Origin of the sequence: Saccharomonospora piscinae (genome assembly GCF_005862235.1) — a bacterium.
Lineage (GTDB): Bacteria > Actinomycetota > Actinomycetes > Mycobacteriales > Pseudonocardiaceae > Saccharomonospora > Saccharomonospora piscinae.
Map to the genome: position 1 here is coordinate 318,575 of NZ_VCEK01000001.1, position 18,157 is coordinate 336,731.

The window sequence follows — 18,157 nt, forward strand, 5'->3', positions numbered from 1 at the left end:
CGCGTGGACACGCCCAGCAGAGTCCAGCACCGTGCGGCTCCGCTGAGCCAGGCCGAGCGGAGTTGCCGTGCGATGTGCCCATCCGGGCCCCTCCGACGGGTACGTCGACGGAAGCTGTGCCCGCCACGCGGTCCGGGGCAGCCTGAGCACGGTCGGTTCGCGGAGAAAGGAGCCATGTCCTGGTTCACGGCAGCGCGGTAGACACGGTGCCGGACGAGCTCAGCAGGCGGTTTCGCGCGCTGGCCGAGGCCGCGGGTGTCGACGTGCGGTGGATGCCGAGGGAGGGCGCGGGACACTGCGATCTCACTGATCCGCTCACACCGGCGTGGCACACGGTGGTCGACGCCGTGCGGCATGTTGGCGACTCAACCCCCAAGGAGTTCTCCCATGGTCCGTAACGTGGTCATCCTCGGCGGTGGCACGGCAGGCTGGATGACGGCCACCTATCTGCAGGCGGCGTTCGGGGATCGTGTTTCGATCACCCTGGTCGAATCACGCCGGGTCGCCACGATCGGCGTGGGCGAGGCCACGTTCAGCACGATCCGGCACTTCTTCGACTACCTGGGGCTCGCCGAGGAAGAGTGGATGCCGTCATGCAACGCCAGCTACAAACTCGCCATCCGATTCGAGAACTGGCGAGAACCCGGGCATGTGTTCTACCACCCGTTCGAGCGGCCGAGGCTGGTCGACGGCTACCCTCTGACGGAGTGGTGGCTCAAGCTCGGCCGGGACCCGTTCGATCGGGAATGCCTGGTGCTGCCCGCCCTGTGCGAGAACCTGCGCGCGCCGAAACACTTCGACGGGGACCTCTTCGAACGCTCCCTGCACGACGGCGGGGACACGAAGCGGCGCAGCACGATGGCACAACAGGAGACCCAGTTCCCCTACGCCTACCACTTCGACGCCGCACTGCTGGCCGAGTTCCTCGCCGAGTTCGGCACGCAACGTGGCATCCGGCGAGTCCTCGACGACGTCCGCGAGGTCACGCAGGATGAGCGAGGCTGGATCAGCCACCTCGTCACCGCCGAACACGGCGAGATCGCGGGCGATCTGTTCGTCGACTGCACGGGCTTTCGCGGGATGCTCATCAACGACCTGCTCGGCGAACCGTTCGAGTCCTACCAAGACTTCCTGCCCAACAACCGGGCGGTGGCCCTGCGGGTTCCGGCCGACATGGAGCGCGACGGCATCAAGCCCTACACCACGGCCACGGCCCAGGACTCCGGGTGGATCTGGACCATCCCGCTCTTTCACCGCATCGGCACGGGCTACGTCTACGCCGACGACTACTGCTCCCCGGAGGAGGCGGAGCGGACTCTGCGCGAGTTCGTCGGGCCGGCCGCGGAAGAGGCCGAGGCCAACCACATCCGGATGCGCATCGGCCGCAACCGCAACTCCTGGGTGCGCAACTGCGTGGCCATCGGACTGTCCAGCGGGTTCGTGGAACCGCTCGAGTCGACCGGCATCTTCTTCATCCAGCACGGAGTCGAGCAGCTCGTGCGCCACTTCCCGGACGAGAACTGGGACCCCACGCGGATCACGGCGTACAACACGGCGGTCGCCCGGTGCCTCGACGGGGTCCGCGACTTTCTGACCCTGCACTACCGGGGCACGGCTCGGGCCGACACACCGTACTGGAAGGCCACCAAGGAACGCGTGCTCCCGGACACCCTGGCCGAAAGGCTGGATCTGTGGTCGGCGCAGCTTCCGGACCCGGGAACCGTGTACCCCTACTATCACGGATTCGAGCCGTACTCGTACCACCTGATGCTGCTCGGTCTGGGCGGGCAGGCCCCGAGGCGGCATCGCCCCGCTCTGGACCTGGTCCCGGACGGCGCCGCCCGCCAGGAGTTGCGGAGAGTCCGCGCCCAGTCGGAGGAGCTGGTGAACGCGCTGCCGAGCCAGTACGACTACCTGGCCCGGCTGCACTGACGCCCCGCGCCGCGAATCTCAGGTGTGCCCGGTCGGGAACGGACTCGGCCGGGCACACCGCCCCGCCCGCCTCACCCTGGCGTCACCGCACTCCACCACCGCATCCCGCTAGCCCTCCGCGGCGAGAGCCTCCGGCCAGCGTCGGTATTCGCGCTCACCGTAGAGCAGCGGCGCGGGCGCACCGCGCACTGTCAGCACCTCCCGCACAACACCGAACACCACACCATGGTCCGCCACCTCCACCGTTTCGGTCAGGCGGCACTCGGCGGTGGCATGCGCGTCCCGCACCAGCCAGGGTTGGGACAGATTCGGCGTTCGTTCCCATTCGATCCTGCGGAACCGGTCCGCCACGGCCGTGGAGAACAGCTCGGCAGCGTACCGGCCTCGACTGTGCAGGAAGTTCACCGCGAACGACCCGGCCCGGCGGATCGTCGCCAGCGTGCCACTTCTCAGGTGCAGTGAGACCAGCAGGATCGGCGGCCGGAGGCTGACACTGCACAGGGACGTGCAGGTCGAACCTCGCAGGGCGCCCTGCTGGTCCTGGCTGGTGACCACCGCGACACCGCTCGGGAACGTACTCATCAGAGCACGGAAGTCCGTCTCTTTCGCGAGCTGGTCCCGCGACGCGGTTCTGTTCCAGCCCGCGGGATCGAAGCGCGCCGCGCTCGTCACACGGCCCACCTCCCTTTCGATCGCACGGAATCTCAGCATGTCCTGACCGCGGTGGCCTCGCGATGCTCCTCCGAGGTGGCCACTCGGGTACTCCGCCGGAGGTTGGTGCCGCATCGGTGTGGCACTTACCTTCGGCGCGGCGAGTGGCGAAACACTCTGTGCGGAAATGGCGGGAAACGATGTCTCTCGAAGGAAAGACAGTACTCATCACGGGAGCCGGCACGGGAATCGGCGCGGCGGCCGCGATCGACGTGGCCGCCGCCGGTGCTTCGACGATCCTCGTGGGGCGCCGGGAGAGCGTGCTCGACGCGACGGCGGGCACGATCCGCGAGCGTGGTGGCGATGCTCTGGTACTCCCAGCCGACCTCACCCGGCCCGGCGACGTCGACGACGCGGCGGCCACCGTGCTGGAACGGTTCGGTGGACTCGACGGCCTGGTGAACAACGCGGGCGTCGGCCGGTTCGCGCCCATCCACCGCGCCGACCCCTCGGACCTTCAGTTCATGTTCGACCTGCACGTCCGCGCTCCGGTCCAGCTCATCCAGCGTTTCGTGGCCACGCTGCGCGAGCGCGAGGGCGCGATCGTCAACGTGACGTCGGTAGCCGGGCAACTGGCCGCGCCGAACCGCTCCTTCTATGGCGCGACCAAGGCGGCGATCACCCATCTGACTCGCTCGCTGGCCAAGGAACTGGCTCCGGCGGTGCGGGTCAACGCCATTCTGCCGGGCCCGGTGGACACTCCGATCTACGACGAGCTGGACATGTCCTCCGAGCAGATGGCGACCTTCCGCGCCGAGTTGGAAGCGGCCACCCCGATCGGCCGGTTCGGCAGATCCGAGGAGGTGGCGCCGTGGGTCACTCGGCTGCTCGACGACTCGGCGGGCTGGGTCACCGGCGTGCAACTCCCGATCGACGGCGGGCGGTGCGTATGACGACCGAGGCACTCCCGACGCCACGTGCGGCCTCGCTTCCCCCGTCGAGCGTGCATGCCGTCTTCCGCTCGGTCAACGCGTGGGAGCGGCGGACGGGTCGCAAGGCGGCGCGTCTCGACGTGGGGGAACCACACTTTCCGCCGCCCGGCGCCGCGGTGGAGGCGCTGGCGAAGGCCGCGCGAGACGGGCACACCGGTTACACCAGCGCGGAGGGCATGTCCACGCTGCGGGAAGCACTGGCGGCCAAGCTGGTGGAGAACAACGCCCACGATACCGGCGCCGACCGCGTGTACATCTGCGCGGGCGCCGCACAGGGTCTCACGGCCCTGATCCAGTCGCTCGCGGACCCTGGCGACGAGATCCTGCTCCCCGCCTTCCACTGGCCGATCCACCTGCAACAGAGCCTTCTCACGGGGATGCGTCCGGTGAGCTACCCGCTCGACGATCAGTTCCGGCCGGATCTGGACGCGCTGCGGCGGCTCGGCGGCGAACGCACCCGGATCCTGCTGGTGAACTCCCCGTCCAACCCGACCGGCGCCGTCTACGACCGGCAGCTCCTGCGAGAGCTGTGGGAGCTGGCCGAACAGCGAAACTGGCAGATCATCAGCGACGAGGCCTACGAGGATTTCGTGTTCGAGGGTGCCCATGTCTCCCTGGGTTCGCTCGAACGGAACGTTCCACCCGCGAGGCGGCGGGTCTCCACCGTGTTCAGTTTCTCCAAGACCTACGGCATGACCGGCTACCGGTTGGGCTATGTGGTCACCCCGGACGTGGCACGGGGCGCGACCTTCCAGGTCGTGCAGGAGGCCTCCATTCTCAGTTCTCCCACACCCGTGCAACATGCCGGACTGGCCGCGCTGGAGTCGACGGCCGAGGTGCGGAGCAATCGCGAAAGCGTGCGTGCGGCGCGAGAGGGCCTGCGTGCCCTCGACCGGGAGAGCCTGCTCGCCGCCTTCCCCTCGGGCGGTTGGTTCGCCCTGCTCGACATCTCGAGCTTGGCGACCGACGCGGAGACCTTCGCCGCGGCGGTGCTGGACGAGCACGCGATCGCCCTGGCCCCCGCGCACGGCTTCGCGTTGCGCCCCACCGTGCGAACCGACGGTTCGCTCGGGCCGATGGCCTCCGATCCGAGGGCGGCTGGCCATCTCCGGCTGGCCTTCTGCGGTCAGCCCGCCACGGTGCACGACGCGGCGAAGAAGGTCGCGTCGTTCGCGCGAACCTGGAGCGAACGGGAGCATGTGCGTTGACCGGAGTCACTTACAGCGGATACCTGCGACTCGGCGAGCTGCTCGCCACGGTCCGGCCGATGACCCGGGCCGGAGACCGGCGTGTCTACGCGGCCGAGCACTTCTTCATCGTCGCTCACCAGACCACGGAGCTCTGGCTCAAGCAGGTGCTGCTCGATGTGGATTGCGCGCTCGGGGCGGCTTCGGCGCCGGATCGCGACCTCGAACAGGCGGCGCTCGGGGTGCAGCGGGCGGCGGCGGTGATGCGGTTGCTGACCGAGCACGTCGGCGTGCTCCGCCGACTCGCTCCCCGCGATTTCGCCGACTTCCGTGGCGGTTTCGGCCAGGCGAGCGGAGCGGATTCGGAGCAGTTCGCCCGGTTGCGCCTGCTCCTCGGCGCGGAGGTCTCCGAGGAGCAGGAAGGGCCGGAAAGCCCGCTGTACACCGAACTCGCGGCCGCGGCCGCGGAGTGGGGCACCAGTCTGGACACCGTCTACCGCAGGGCGCCGCACAGTGGCGCGCTGTATCGGCTGGCGGAATCGCTGGTGGAGTTGTCGCAGGCGTACTGGGCGTGGCAGGTCACGCACGTGGAGGTGGTCAGCGGCGCCATCGGCCGGGCGCGCGGCACCGGCGGCACCAGCGGTGTCGACTATCTCGCCGATCGATTGACCACGCCGTTTCCCGAGATCTGGCGCGCACGCAGGTGCCTGCATGAACCCACTCTCGTCCCCGAGCTCGGCTGACGGGGCGCACCGAAAGGATTCGCATCGTGTCGAACCGAACTCTGCCCGGGCCGGTTCTGATCACCGGCTGCTCGACCGGCATCGGCAGGCTCACCGCCCGGTATCTGCTTCGTGCGGGCTACCGGGTGTGCGCGACCGCACGCGATCCCGAGACAGTGCGGGAACTGGCCGCCGAAGGCGCCCACACCTGCGCGCTCGACGTCACCGACGAGGACTCGATGGCGAAAGCGGTGGCCGAAGTCGACCACCTGTACGGGCGGATCGGCGCGCTGGTCAACAACGCCGGTTACGGGGAGTACGGCCCGGTCGAGAACGTGCCGATGGATCGGGTGCGGGCGCAGTTCGAGACGAATGTCTTCGGCGCGGCCCGAATGTGCCAGCTCGTGCTCCCGGTCATGCGCCGCGCGGGCGGGGGGCGCATCATCACCATGTCCTCGGTCGGCGGGCGGATGACTTTCCCCGGCGGAGGTTTCTACAACGCGTCGAAGTACGCGATCGAATCGCTTTCCGACGCATTGCGGTTCGAAGCGGCGCCTTTCGGCGTCTCGGTCAGCGTGATCGAGCCGAATCTCATCCGCGACACCCGGTTCGAGGACCATGTCGGCGCCTCGCTGGACCGCAACACTGATCGGGAGGGTCCCTACCGAGGTCTTGTGCGGGCTATTCAGGACCAGATGAACCGCTGCTTCGACGGTAAACAGATGAGTTCCCCTCCGGAGCTGGTGGCCAGCACCGTGCATCGCGCACTGCGTAGTCGGCGACCGCGTTCCCGCTATGTGGTGTCGATGAGTGGAAAGCTCATTTTGGCCTCGCAGCGCCTGGTCCCCGACCTGTCGATGGACACCATCCTGCGTCGGCAGTTCGGCTTAACCCGTTCGGGTGTTTACAACGGCAAGTACGCTCGCCCGGAATAGGCACCGCTGGCGTGTACTGCGCCTGAGCGGTGTCCTCGGTATAGTCGCCGCGGCCGGTCGCGTCCCACCACTCGGCATGACGCGACTGGGACAACCGTTCGCAGCGACTGGGGAGGAATCGACGTGAGCAGCGAACGAGTCGGCACGCTCGTCATCGGTGGAAGTCAGGCAGGCGTCTCCGCGGGCTACTTTCTCAAACGAGCAGGCGCGGATTTCCGCATCGTCGACGCGGGAAACGAGATCGGCCAGGTGTGGCGGTCGCGGTGGGATTCGCTGAAACTGTACACGGCGGCCAAACACAACAACCTTCCCGGAATGCCTTTTCCCGGAGATTCGGATCATGTTCCCGGAAAAGACGAGATGGCCGACTACCTCGTCGACTACGTTCGCCACTTCGACCTCCCTCTCGAACTAGAGGCCGAGGTGGACGCGCTGACCCGGACCGACGGAACCTACGTCGCCACCCTCGGGACCAGGGAGATCGTCGCCGACCACGTCGTGGTGGCCACGGGCCCCACCGGGCAACCACGCACTCCTCATCTCGCGCACGAGCTCGATCCCTCGATCACGCAGCTGCACGCCGCCGAATACCGCAACCCCGAGCAACTTGCCGAAGGTCCTGCGCTGGTGGTCGGCGCGGGCAACTCGGGAGCCGAGATCGCGATCGAACTGGCCGGAGCCGCGGAGGGCACCCACCCGGTGTGGCTGGCGGGCCGAGACGTCGGCACGCTTCCCGTGAAACTGGCGGGAATCCCCTACCGGATCCTGAACAAGCTGCTCACCACCGACACCAAGGCCGGCCGCACGATGGCCGCCAGCAGCGCGGGCAAGGGAACTCCGCTGGTCCGGTTGAAGCCGGAGGACATCACCGAGGCCGGAGTACGGCGGACCGGACCGGTGGAGAGCACGGCGGCGGGCAAGCCCGCGGTGTCCGACGGCTCGGTACTCGACCCCGCGTCCGTGGTGTGGTGCACCGGCTACGTCCGCGACTACGGCTGGATCAAGCTACCCGTGTTCGACGAGAGCGGCGAGCCGGTACACCACCGGGGCGTGGTCACGGGCGAGCCCGGGCTGTACTTCCTGGGCCTGCCCTTCCTGCACTCGTTCGCGTCCTCGCTCATCATGGGTGTCCCGAAGGACGCCGAGTACGTCGTCGAGCAGATCACGGGCCGCAGGCGCCGTTGATCCGCATACCGCCCGGTCAACGCACCCCCAGCAGCACCCGATCATCGAGCCGCTGCCAAGGGACTCCGACCTCACCGAATCCCGCGTAGCGCAACGCGGCGACATGGAAGTCCAGCGCGGGCTCTGCCCAGTCGCGGGTGATACCCGCGAACAGCTCGCTTCGCTCGGAGATGAGTTCGGCGATGCCCGGTTGCTCCGCGAGGGCCTCCCACCACGTGGACCAGTCCTCCCCGCCCGCAGCCACCGATCGCTCGATCGCCTCGGCCCTGGCGCGTTCGGCCATCCGGGGCAGCACCGTTGCCTCGCCTGGCTCCGGGATGTTGTCCGCGTTCAGAAAGAGCCCACCACGGCGAACGAGCCCGCCCAGCTGTGCGTACGTCGCGCTCAGCCGTTCGGCCGACAACCAGTGCAGCGCGGTGCTGCTGACCACCGCGTCCACGGTGGAGAGACCGAGGACAGCGGGGAGGTGAACCGACATCAGGTCGGCCTGGATCCACGTGATCCGGCCGTCCGCGTCACCGAGCGCCGCTCTGCCCAGCGCGAGCAGAACCGGGTCGAGGTCGACGGCCAGGCAGCGGGCCGTGGGCAGTCGCTCCACGATGCGTTGACTGAACGAACCGGGCCCGCAGCCGAGGTCGACGATCACCGGCTCGGCAGTCCCCGCCAGCACCTGCTCCAGGATGTCCACCGCGACCGTGAATCGTTCCTCCCGGTAGGGCAGGTAGCCGGTCTGCTGCCGGTCCCAGCGCCGCAACCACTGCGTCCAGTCGACCGTTGTCTCCGTGAGGTCCACTCCAGCTCCCTTCTAGCTCTGTATCCGTTGCAGGATCTGGCGTCCGGACAGCCGTTCCCAGCCGAGCCGGGCCAGGGTGCGCCCCGTGCTCCGGTAGTTCTCGCCCGCAAGAACCGATACGAAGGTCACGATCGCGTCGGTCACCGGGACAGGCACTCCGGCTCGGCGGGCGAGTTCGCTCAGCGGCACCAGCGTGGAGGCCACGTCTTCCCGCAGCATCCGGTGATCGAGTGAGGTGGGAGCGAATATCTCGCGGTAGACGGGCATGGTGCGCATGGTCTCCAGCACACCGCCGTCGCGACGACCGCCGTAGTAGAGATCGAGAAGCTCCGCGGGCGGCGGCACGTCTGCCGAGTACGCCCTGCCGACCGCGTGGAATTCCGCACTCAGCGCTTCGAGTAGCACGATCGTGCGTTCGGACAGCCCTTCCCGGTAGAACAGCACCTTCTCGCCCCGGTCGATGCGGCTGATGTTCGCCAACGTGATCGGGGCGTGCGCGACCGCGCCGAAGTCGGCCAGACCACGCTCGATCACGTTGGCCGCCGGCTCCACACCGGGAAACATCTCGCGGAGGAAGTCCGCGTGTCGATCGGTGACGCGCTGCGTCAGGCCGGAGAAGAGGGTCCACCGCTTGAAGCCGTGCACCCGCACGCCCCGGTCGCCGTCGGGACGCGCCGCGAACAGAGCATCCATCTCGATGACGTCGGCGTCCTCGCTGCCTGCTCCGGCCAGCGCGGTCGTGAACTCCGCGCAGCCACAGAGCTTGCCGGAGAAGAGCACGACGGTGTGCCGGCCGCTGAGATGGCGGGCAAGCTCGCGCGCGACGCCGAGATACGCGGTGGTCACGGTCGCGACGAACACGACCGAGCAGCGTCGCACCACTGTGCCGATGTCATCGGTCACCGAGCCCACCGGAAATTCGCCCTCGATCGTGCCACGCGCTCGGATACGGCCATCCCGCGTCACCCCGGCGATGCGCCGGGGGTCGCGCGTGTACAGGTGCACCCGGTGGGACGCCGACGACAGGTACGCGGCGAGGGCGAGCCCTTCCGCCCCCGCGCCGATCACCCCCAGAGACCGCGGCACAGCCGTCAACCGCGCTCACGCGGCGACGAGTCCACCCGGCGGAGGAGATAACGCCAGGGATCGAACCAGCCCTTCTCGAACGCCTTGCGCAGCATGGGAGAGCCGCTGCCGTACCGCAGCATCTCGTCCCCGGCGACGCTCTGCGCGGAGATCACCTCCCACCCGCGGAACCGCCGCCGGACTTCGTCCAGCTTGATTCCCTTGAGCACGGGATGCTTGGCCAGGCCGAGGATCAGCAGCCGGGCGTCGCTCGCGGCGATCCGCGTCACCTCGGGCACATAGACGTCTCGAAGGCGAGCGGGAAGCCCGTGGAAGCATCCCGCGTCCACGATGAGGTCGTTGCCCTCGGGGATGCCCATCCGGCCGAGCTCGGTGACGTCGCCCTGCAGCAGTGACGGCGCGACTCCGGCGTCGCGGGCCTTGCGCCGCGCGGTGGTGACCGCGTCCCGGACCAGGTCGATACCGGTCACGTCCCAGCCGTTCCGGGCGAGATAGATCGAATGGCGACCGTGACCACAACCGAGATCGAGCGCTCTGCCGGGTGTGAGTGACTCCGCTCCTTCCACCAGGTCCCTGACGGCGTCGTCCGGCTCGTCGCTGGAGGTGGGATTGAACGGGGACTTGTAGAGCAGGTTCACCACAGCTCGCGTGGCCAGGGATGTCACGGTCGGGTTCCCTTCGTCGATACTGCTTCGGTCGCCTCGGGTACCGAGAACACGGTCGCGGCGATCGTGCGCAGTTGCACGTTCGACGTGCCCTCGTAGATTTTTCCGATCTTGGCGTCGCGGTAGTACTTCTCGGCCGGGCATGCGGTGGTGAAACCACTGCCGCCGAACGTCTCCAGGGCGTGGGAGGCGACGCGCTCGGCCACCTCGGAGGCGAGAAGCTTGGCGCCCGCGGTGTCGCGCAGCCGCTGGCGTGGGTCGTCCGGCCCGTCGGTCAGCGCGCGCGTCGTCTGGTACAGCGTCAGCCGCGCCGCGTCCACCTCGACCCGGAGGCGGGCCAGCGGGAAACGCACCCCCTGGAAGGCGGCGATCGGGTGACCGAACTGCGCACGCCGCTCCGCGTAGGCGAGCGCGTGCCCGAGCGCGCCCTCGGCGAGGCCGACCAGTTGCGCGGCGATGCCGAGCTTGCCGATGTTGAGCGCCTCCACGGCGATCTGCATGCCCTGGCCCGCTCGGCCGAGGACGTTTTCCTCGGGCACGAACACGCCGTCGAACGTCACATCGCACGTCGAGCTCGCCCGGATGCCGAGCTTGTCGATGCGCGAGCCGATGCGCAGTCCGTCGCTGTCCCGGTCGACCAGGAACATCGTCAATGCCGGTGTGCGCGCGTCTGCCCCGGTCCGCGCGCACACCAGAAACACCCCGGCTTCGTGCGCACTGGTGATCCACGCTTTCTCGCCGTGGATGCGGTACCCGCCGGGCGCGGGCTCGGCCCGCGTGGTCATGGCGAACGCGTCGCTTCCCGCTTCGGCCTCCGAGAGCGCGAACGAGCCGACGACACCACCGGCGAGCGTGGGGAGAAAGCGCCGCTTCTGGTCACCGGTGCCGTAGCGCACCAGTGCGGCGGCCAGGAGCGCGTTCTGCACGTCGACCAGCACCGCGATCGCGGGATCCACCCGCGCGAGCTGCTCGATGGCGAGAACGACGTCGAGCAGACCGGCGCCGAGCCCGCCGTAGGCCTCCGGTACCTCGATGCCCATCAGTCCCTGGGCGAACAGGTCCCGGACGAGCCGTGGATCGTACTCGGCGTTGCGGTCCATGTCGGCGACCAGCGGAGCCACGCGGCTCTCGGCGAATTCGGCGACCGTGTCGCGGAACAGCCGTTCTCGATCGGACAGGACTGAATCCATGCTCACCACCTCACGGGACCAGCCGGACAGGGAGCGTGCGAACACCGCGCAGCACGCACGAACGCACGCGACGAACCGGGCCGGCGGGTTGCACCTGGCGCACCCTCCGGGTCAGTTCCTCGAACAGCACTGTCAGCTCGATGCGGGCCAGTGCGGAGCCGAGGCAGAAGTGCCCACCCTGCCCGAAGGTGATGTGCTTGTTCGGCGTGCGGTCGATGTCGAAGGTCTGGGGGGCGTCGAAAACCGCGGGGTCACGGTTCGCCGCGGCGTTGAAGACGACGACCTTCTCCCCTGCGCGGATTCGTTGCCCGCCGAGTTCGGTGTCCGTGGTGGCGGTGCGCAACACGTGCATGCCGGGCGTGGTCCACCGGAGGATCTCCTCGACGGCGGTCGGCACGGTGGCCGGATCGTCGCGCAGCCGCCGCCAGGCGCCCTCGTTCGTCATGCAGGCGAGCAGCCCGCCCGCCGCGGCGTGCCGGGTGGTCTCGTTGCCGCCGATGATCAGATTGGTGCAGTTGAGCAGCACCTCCTCGACGTCGAGCCGGTCTCCGTCGATCTCGCCGCGGGCCAGGATGGAAACCAGGTCCTCGCCGGGATCGCGCCGCCGCCGATCGGCGAGTTCGCGGTAGTAGTCGAAGATCTCGCCGTAGGCCTCCAGCCGGTCCCCCGTGGTGACCTCGGCGGCCGAAGCGGGATCACCACCGCCGAACGCGGTGCTCGTCAGGTGATACATCCAGTCCTGGTCGGCGCGGGGAACACCGAGCAGGTCGCAAATGATCGCCACGGGAAGCCGCGCGGCGACGTCGTCGACGAACTCGCAGCCGCCCGCGGAGATGGCGCGCCCGAGCAACTGCCCGACCGTGTCCCGCACCGTGTGTTCCAGCTTGCCCATCGTGCGCGGGGTGAACGCCCGATTGACGATCTTGCGAAGTTTGGTGTGCCGAGGGGGGTCGGTGGACACCAGCATCCTGCCCGCGGCGGGGTCACCGGCGCCCGTGTCCGCTCCGAGCACCATGCCGCGTTCGGAGGAGAACGTCGTCGCGTCGCGGTAGACGGCGACCGCGTCGGCGTACCGGGTCAGCGCCCAGAAGGCGGCCACGCCCGTTCCCGGGTTGCGATACACCGGACTCCGCTCGCGCAACCGTGCCCAGACCGCGTCCGGATCACCGTGTTCGTAGAGGTCGAGATCGGCGAGGTTCACGGTCCCGGCCGCCGCCTCGGCCACTCCCTGTGCCGGCACGGTGCTCAGCTCGCCGGGGTCAGGTCGAAGGTCAGCATCTGCTCCCAGCTGCGCACCGACTTGTCGGCGGGTGCCTTCCGCGTACTGAAGTTCCTGATCATGCACATCAACCTGTTCTCGAACTTCTGCAGTTTGTCCAGAGTGAAGATCCGTTTGCGCAGCCAGTCGATCCGTGGCTTGCGCCGGGCTTCGTAGGCCCGGAGCGCTTCGACGGGATCGGTGTTGGTGGCGAGTTCCGCACCGAGCACGACGGCGTCCTCGACGGCCTGACAGGCACCTTGCGCGAACACCGTCGGCATGGCGTGCGCGGCGTCCCCGAGCAACGTCACCGGACCCGAGCCCCACACCTCCGCTGTTTCCCGGACCAGTACGGGGCTCACGACGATGCGCTCGCTCGGGGTGGACTCGATGAGCTGGTGAAACGGCGCGGGGAATCCGGCGACGAAGTCGAGGACGGCGCGTTTCGGGTCGTCTCCGGCGTCCAGCCGTCGTTTCAGGGGGCTGGTGGCCCCGACCGTCCACGACACCGTACCGTCGGCCAACGGCCAGCAGCCCGCGCCGCCGCCTCGCGGCCCCCAGACCATCGTGACCGTGTTCGGGTCGGTGCCGTGCCCGTTCCGCGCGATGCCGCGGATGGGAAAGCTGCTGGCCAGGGGGTCGCCGTCGCCGACGAGCTGGTTGCGGATCGTGGAGCGGGCACCGTCGGCGCCGACGAGGACGGCACCCTCCTCGACGCGGCCGTCGGCGAGCTGGAGGGCCACGCCCTTCTCCGTTTCCCGGTAGCCAGCACACCCGGTTCCGGTGTGGACGGGGATGTCCGCGTCCACACAGGCCTGATACAGCAACCGCGACAGCTCGGAGCGGCGGATGTTCACCGACGTGGTGCCGAGGCGCCGCCCGATGTCGGCGATCGGGGTTTCGCCGATCAACCCGCCCCGGTGATCCCGCAACAGCATCCGCTCGATCGGATCGCCCGCGTCTCGGACCTCCCGGCCGAGACCGACTCGGTCGAGTGCGGTGACCGCGTTGCCCCACAGGTTGAACGCGGTTCCGGCTTCGCGCAGGGGGTCATCGGTGCGCTCGAAGACCACGACCTCGGCACCCGCGCCGTGGGCGGCGAGCGCGGCACACAGCCCGCCGATCCCCCCGCCCGCGATCAGGACCCTGCGGCCCGTGCTTGCTGCCATGAGTCGGCCTCCTTGCCCTGTTCACCGATGAATCCGATTTCTTCCAGGTGTTCGAGGTAGCGCCGCAGTACCGGACCGTCGACCGGAGGGCAGCTGACCTCGTCCCCGAGCAGCTCCCGCGTGCGCGTGGACTCGAACCGGGGATCGCGCAGGCGATGGCTGGCGTGCTGGGTCCACTCGGACAGCAGGGTGATCGCGACGGTCCAGTCCTCGTCGACGGCCTGGCTGGAGTGGGCCAGCAGCCGGGCGTACCAGTCGGTCATCTTCGCTGAGTCCGTCTCGTACCCGGCGAGCTCGAAACCGGCCTGCAGGTCGGGAAAACGCAGTGGGCGCGGGTTGACGAGGTGGAAGACGCCCCCGATGGCCTCGCGACGGCGTGCGATCGCGGCGATGGCCGCGCCGACGTAGTCCACCGGCACCATGTCCAGGACGCCGTCGAAGTTCGGCAGCACCTTCAGCGCCGCGCTGGCCCGCAGCAGCTCGGCGAGCGCGTCGCTGTGCGCGAGCCACGCGCCGGTGGCGCTGTCCCCGCTGACCCGGCCGAGCCGGTGCACCACCACCGGCAGTCCCCGGTCGCGGGCCTCGGTGACCAGCCGCTCGGCGACCCACTTGGTCTCGGTGTAGCCGTTGGGCAACGCCGGCGCCGCGGCGTCCAGGTCCACCTCGACACCGCGGTACTCCCCTTCGGCCGCGGCGCGGGCGGGAAAGACGCCCACCCCGGAGATGTGGTGCAGCACCGAGGTGCGCCCGGTGCAGGCGAGGCGGATCATCTCCTTGGTGCCCTGCACGTTGGTCGAACGCAGCCTGCGGTACGGATAAAGGAAGTTGACGTGGGCACCGAAGTGGTAGAGCTCGGTGCAACGCTGCCCGTAGCGCGCGAACCGCTCCTCGCCCAATCCCAGGTAGGGCTGCGACAGGTCGCCGGGCACCGGGTGCAGCCGCTCCGCGAACGCCTCGTCCCACCAACCCAGCGAGCGCAGGTGTTCCACCAGCCTGTCCCGGCCCTCCTCTTCGCCGCTCGCCCGGACCAGGCAGTGCACGTCCGCGTCGGTCGTGCGCAGCAACTCGACCACGAGCCGTGCCCCGGGGAATCCGGTGACACCGGTGACGAAGACGTCCTGTGGGTCGCCGATCCATTCCCATTCCCGGTGGGGAACGAGGTCGTCGTCCAGTTCGGCTTCGCGGGCGAGATCCACGGTGCCCGGCCGGTCGGGGCCTTCGCGCACGGCGCCGCCACCGTCGACGACGGTCGCGAGGGAGGCGACGGTGGGTGATTCGTACAGCCTGCGCAGTGGCACGTTCACCCGCCAGATCCCGCGGATCTCGTTGACGGCCCTGGTGGCGACCAGCGAGTGCAGACCGAGGTCGACGAGGTTGTCCTCGGCCCCGACCCGAGGCACGTCCAGCAGTTCGCCCAGCACCTCGGCGATGCGCTGCTCGGTCGGTGTCCTGGGGGCGACGTAGTCGCTGCCGTCCCGGCTCGGGTCGGCAGCGGGCAGGGCCTGGTGGTCGACCTTGCCGTTGGCCCGCACCGGAAGCCGGTCGAGCACCGACACCGTGACCGGCACCATGTGCTCCGGCAGCGCATCGGCACACCGGCGTTTCAGCTCCTCGCCGAAAGCGGACTCGTCACCGGGCTCACCGGCACAGACCACGAACGCGAGCAAGCGCTCGCCCGCGCTCCCGCCACCCGCGACGGTGGCCACCGCGGCGCGAACCCGGTCATCGCCGCGCAGCGTGTCCTCGACCTCGCCGAGTTCCACCCGAAAGCCGCGCACCTTCACCTGGCCGTCGGCCCGGCCGATAAAGGCCAGTTCGCCCTCGGCGGTCAGCCGCGCCAGGTCTCCGCTGGCGTAGCAACGTCCGGGGGTCTCCCCGGCCGGGTGCGGATCGGTGCCGAACCGTCGTGCGGTGCGTTCGGCGTCGCCCAGGTAACCCGCGGCGACACCAGGGCCGCACAGCAGCATCTCCCCGGGCGCGCCGTGGGGTGCGAGGTGACCGTGCTGATCGAGCAGGTGGATGCTGGTGTCGACGAGCGGCTGCCCGATCAACGCTCGCGCCTGCGGATCGCGGCTCTCCGCCGCGCGCAGCCGGTGCGCACAGACCCAGACCGTGGCCTCGGTGGGGCCGTAGGCGTTGACGACCTGGATGGCGTCGCCGCGCCGGTCGAACCAGTCCCGAAGCGAGCGTGGGTCGACCTTCTCGCCGCCCAGCACCACCAACCGCAACGCGAGGTCGGGCCGGTGTTCGGCGTCGGCGGGAAGGAGCTGGCCGAAAGCCGACGGCGACTGGGTACACACGGTGACCCGTTCCCGGTCCAGCAGTTCCAGGAAGTCGGCCGGTGACCTGGTGACCCAGTAGGCGGCGACGACCAGCCGCGCCCCGTGGGTGAGTGCTCCCCACATCTCCCAGCTCGCCCCGTCGAAGGCGGGTGAGAAGAACATCGACCACACGTCGTCGGCGCCCAGCCCGAATTCCTGGCGCGCCGCTGCCGCCAGCCGCAGCACGTTGTGGTGGGTCACCAGCACACCCTTGGGTCTGCCGGTGGAACCGGAGGTGTACATGACGTAGGCGATGTCGTCCGCGTCGAGGTCGACCGCGCGGGGGCGCGCGTCGGCGAGATCGCCGTCCAGCGCCACGATGGCCGGTGCGTGCTCCCCGGCCGCCGCGCGCAGCCCTTCGACGAACCTGGTGTCCGCGAGCACCGCCGCGGCCGAGGAGTCCGACAGCACGAGCGCGTGCCTGCCGGGCGGATCGGCGGGATCGAGCGGCACGTAGGCCGCCCCTGCCGTGAGCACACCGAGGACACCGGCGACGAACCGTGCCGAACGGTCGGCGCAGACCGCGACCCGCGTACCCGGTTCGACGCCGTGGGCCTGGAGGGCCGCGGCGACGCGGTCGGCGTAGCGGACGAGTTCGCGGTAGGTCAGTGAGCCGTCCTCGCCGGTGACGGCGATCTTGTCCGGTGTGCGGTCGGCGTGCTCGCGCACCACCTGTGGCAGGTTGCGCCCGGTCGGCACCCGCCCGGTCCGGCGCAGCCGCGCGAGGATGTCGCGGCGTTCCCGCTCCCCGACCACGTCGATCCGGCCGATCGGGGTCTCCGGGGCGGCGATGAGTGCCGCGAGCGTGGTTCGGAGCCGGTCCAGCATCCGCTGCGCGGTGGTCGCGCTGAACCTGCGCCGTTCGTAGATCACGCGCATCGGCATGTCGTCGCCGGGCAGCGCGATCAGGCTCATCGGGTACTGCGGCCTGCCGTCGACGTGGTAGCCGAGCAGTTCCAGGTTCTCCTCCGCGAACGAGATGTCCGGGATCGGCACGTTCTCGTAGGACACGATCGTTTCGAACAGTTCCTCGGAGTTCGGTACCTCGCTCACCGCGCGGATGTGGGGCAAGGAAGCGCCCGCGTGCTCGCGGACGTCGATGATCTGGTTCTGCAGGTCGCGCAGCCAGTCGACGGCCGCCTGTCCGGGGTCGAGCCGGGCACGAACCGGCAGTGTGGTGATCAGTGGCCCGACGACGCTCTCGATGCCGGGCACCTCGGACGGCCGATGTGACATCGTCGCACCGACCACGACGTCGTCCACTCCGTAACAGCGCGACAGCACCAGTGTCCACGCGCCCTGCACGAGCGTGTTGAGGGTGAGCCGCCGTTCACGGGCGAGTTCGTTCAGCGGCTCGGCGAGCTCACCGAGATCGCACTCGGCGTAGCCGTGGGTCACGGTCTCCGCCGAGCCGTCGAACCGGTCACCGAGGTCGAGCGGCGGTGGTGGCCGGTAGCCGTCGAGTTGCTCGGCCCAGTAGTGGTCGAGCGCGGCGGCGTCCTGTTCGCGCCACCAACCTACGTAGTCCCGGGTAGAGTTCGCCGCGGGGAGCCGCACCTCGCGGCCGTGATAGATCGCCTTGTACAGGGTGACGAAGTCGCCCATGATCAGGCCGAACGACCACCCGTCCATCACCAGGTGCGAGAACCGCCAGGCGAGGCGGTAGGTGTCGGCGTCCATCCGGAACACGGTCAGCCGGAACAGCGGGGCCGTCTCCAGGTCGAAACCCTGCCTGCGCTCGTCGAGCAGGTACTCGGTGAACCGCCGCTCGCGCTCCGGCTCGTCCAGTCCGCGCAGATCGACCTCGTCCAGTGGCAGCCTCGCGTGGCGCTGGACGATCTGCACCGGGCGGTTGATGTCCTCCCAGGAGAAGGCCGTCCGCAACCCGGGGTGGCGGCCGATGATGACGTCCCACGCCGCGCGCACCACCTCGGTCCGCAGCTCGCCCCGCATCGTGAAGTACATCTGTTCCAGGTAGTAACCGGCGGACGGTGCCTGAAGACAGTGGAACAGCAGACCGTGCTGCAGCGGTGTCAGGTCGTAGACGTCCTCGATGTTCTTCGCTGTCATG

Annotated in this window: 15 protein-coding genes; 7 read left to right on the forward strand and 8 right to left on the reverse strand. The window is 69.3% G+C overall.

All coding sequences use genetic code 11. From position 1 onward, the window contains the following. Positions 1-206 precede the first annotated feature (206 nt). Both FFT09_RS01585 and FFT09_RS01590 read left to right on the forward strand, forming a co-directional pair. Positions 207-398 carry an alpha/beta hydrolase family protein gene (locus FFT09_RS01585; RefSeq protein ID WP_081190136.1) on the forward strand — a complete coding sequence of 64 codons (192 nt, stop codon included), beginning with the start codon at positions 207-209 and terminating at the stop codon, positions 396-398. Then, positions 388-1,932 carry a tryptophan halogenase family protein gene (locus FFT09_RS01590; protein ID WP_138381591.1) on the forward strand — a complete coding sequence of 515 codons (1,545 nt, stop codon included), beginning with the start codon at positions 388-390 and terminating at the stop codon, positions 1,930-1,932. The genes FFT09_RS01585 and FFT09_RS01590 overlap by 11 nt, the downstream gene beginning before the upstream one ends. Positions 1,933-2,040: 108 nt before the next feature. Here the strand turns inward: FFT09_RS01590 and FFT09_RS01595 are convergent, their stop codons facing one another. Then, entirely contained in the window at positions 2,041-2,604 is a 564-nt protein-coding gene (locus FFT09_RS01595) for a flavin reductase family protein (protein WP_244231144.1), read from the reverse strand. Positions 2,605-2,783: 179 nt separating this feature from the next. On the opposite strand from FFT09_RS01595, the gene FFT09_RS01600 reads away from it, so the two are divergent. The 5 genes from FFT09_RS01600 to FFT09_RS01620 all read left to right on the forward strand — a co-directional run bounded on the left by FFT09_RS01600 (position 2,784) and on the right by FFT09_RS01620 (position 7,604). Continuing rightward, the gene (locus FFT09_RS01600; protein ID WP_208544327.1) at positions 2,784-3,536 is read left to right on the forward strand and encodes an SDR family NAD(P)-dependent oxidoreductase; all 753 of its coding nucleotides are present in this window, start codon (positions 2,784-2,786) and stop codon (positions 3,534-3,536) included. Continuing rightward, positions 3,533-4,783 carry a pyridoxal phosphate-dependent aminotransferase gene (locus FFT09_RS01605; protein WP_138381593.1) on the forward strand — a complete coding sequence of 417 codons (1,251 nt, stop codon included), beginning with the start codon at positions 3,533-3,535 and terminating at the stop codon, positions 4,781-4,783. The genes FFT09_RS01600 and FFT09_RS01605 overlap by 4 nt, the downstream gene beginning before the upstream one ends. After that, positions 4,780-5,505 carry a tryptophan 2,3-dioxygenase family protein gene (locus FFT09_RS01610; RefSeq protein WP_208544328.1) on the forward strand — a complete coding sequence of 242 codons (726 nt, stop codon included), beginning with the start codon at positions 4,780-4,782 and terminating at the stop codon, positions 5,503-5,505. The genes FFT09_RS01605 and FFT09_RS01610 overlap by 4 nt, the downstream gene beginning before the upstream one ends. 26 nt (positions 5,506-5,531) lie before the next feature. Next, positions 5,532-6,419 carry an SDR family NAD(P)-dependent oxidoreductase gene (locus tag FFT09_RS01615; RefSeq protein WP_208544329.1) on the forward strand — a complete coding sequence of 296 codons (888 nt, stop codon included), beginning with the start codon at positions 5,532-5,534 and terminating at the stop codon, positions 6,417-6,419. Positions 6,420-6,542: 123 nt separating this feature from the next. Continuing rightward, complete coding sequence (locus tag FFT09_RS01620) at positions 6,543-7,604, forward strand: flavin-containing monooxygenase (RefSeq protein WP_081190130.1); 1,062 nt, start codon at positions 6,543-6,545, stop codon at positions 7,602-7,604. A 16-nt stretch (positions 7,605-7,620) separates the two neighbouring features. On the opposite strand, the gene FFT09_RS01625 is transcribed toward FFT09_RS01620, so the two are convergent. From FFT09_RS01625 to FFT09_RS01655, 7 genes are read right to left on the reverse strand one after another with little or no spacing between them, the layout of a single operon-like run. Further along, the gene (locus tag FFT09_RS01625) at positions 7,621-8,397 is read right to left on the reverse strand and encodes a class I SAM-dependent methyltransferase (RefSeq protein WP_081190129.1); all 777 of its coding nucleotides are present in this window, start codon (positions 8,395-8,397) and stop codon (positions 7,621-7,623) included. A gap of 12 nt (positions 8,398-8,409) precedes the next feature. After that, positions 8,410-9,483 carry an NAD/NADP octopine/nopaline dehydrogenase family protein gene (locus tag FFT09_RS01630; protein WP_176218195.1) on the reverse strand — a complete coding sequence of 358 codons (1,074 nt, stop codon included), beginning with the start codon at positions 9,481-9,483 and terminating at the stop codon, positions 8,410-8,412. Between the two features lie 5 nt (positions 9,484-9,488). Then, positions 9,489-10,148 (reverse strand): class I SAM-dependent methyltransferase, encoded by a 660-nt coding sequence (locus tag FFT09_RS01635; protein ID WP_081190128.1) that lies wholly within the window; start codon positions 10,146-10,148, stop codon positions 9,489-9,491. Beyond that, positions 10,145-11,338: an acyl-CoA dehydrogenase family protein gene (locus FFT09_RS01640; protein ID WP_138381595.1), complete on the reverse strand. Its 1,194-nt coding sequence runs from the start codon at positions 11,336-11,338 to the stop codon at positions 10,145-10,147. Before FFT09_RS01640 ends, FFT09_RS01635 begins: the two co-directional genes overlap by 4 nt. Before the next feature lie 10 nt (positions 11,339-11,348). After that, positions 11,349-12,578, reverse strand: coding sequence for a cytochrome P450 (locus FFT09_RS01645; protein ID WP_208544330.1), 1,230 nt, complete (start codon positions 12,576-12,578; stop codon positions 11,349-11,351). Between the two features lie 5 nt (positions 12,579-12,583). Continuing rightward, a complete protein-coding gene (locus FFT09_RS01650; RefSeq protein WP_081190125.1) occupies positions 12,584-13,765 on the reverse strand; it encodes an FAD-dependent oxidoreductase in 1,182 nt (393 codons plus the stop codon). Then, positions 13,735-18,156, reverse strand: a complete 4,422-nt coding sequence (locus FFT09_RS01655; RefSeq protein ID WP_138381596.1) for a non-ribosomal peptide synthetase — start codon at positions 18,154-18,156, stop codon at positions 13,735-13,737. The genes FFT09_RS01650 and FFT09_RS01655 overlap by 31 nt, the downstream gene beginning before the upstream one ends. Between the last annotated feature and the right edge of the window lies 1 nt (position 18,157).

Bases quoted from the DNA above. Each gene is read 5' to 3' on its own strand.
- FFT09_RS01590 (WP_138381591.1), top strand. From the start codon at position 388: ATGGTCCGTAACGTGGTCATCCTCGGCGGTGGCACGGCAGGCTGGATG.
- FFT09_RS01600 (WP_208544327.1), top strand. From the start codon at position 2,784: ATGTCTCTCGAAGGAAAGACAGTACTCATCACGGGAGCCGGCACGGGA.
- FFT09_RS01605 (WP_138381593.1), top strand. From the start codon at position 3,533: ATGACGACCGAGGCACTCCCGACGCCACGTGCGGCCTCGCTTCCCCCG.
- FFT09_RS01640 (WP_138381595.1), bottom strand. From the start codon at position 11,338: ATGGATTCAGTCCTGTCCGATCGAGAACGGCTGTTCCGCGACACGGTC.
- FFT09_RS01650 (WP_081190125.1), bottom strand. From the start codon at position 13,765: ATGGCAGCAAGCACGGGCCGCAGGGTCCTGATCGCGGGCGGGGGGATC.
- FFT09_RS01655 (WP_138381596.1), bottom strand. From the start codon at position 18,156: ATGACAGCGAAGAACATCGAGGACGTCTACGACCTGACACCGCTGCAG.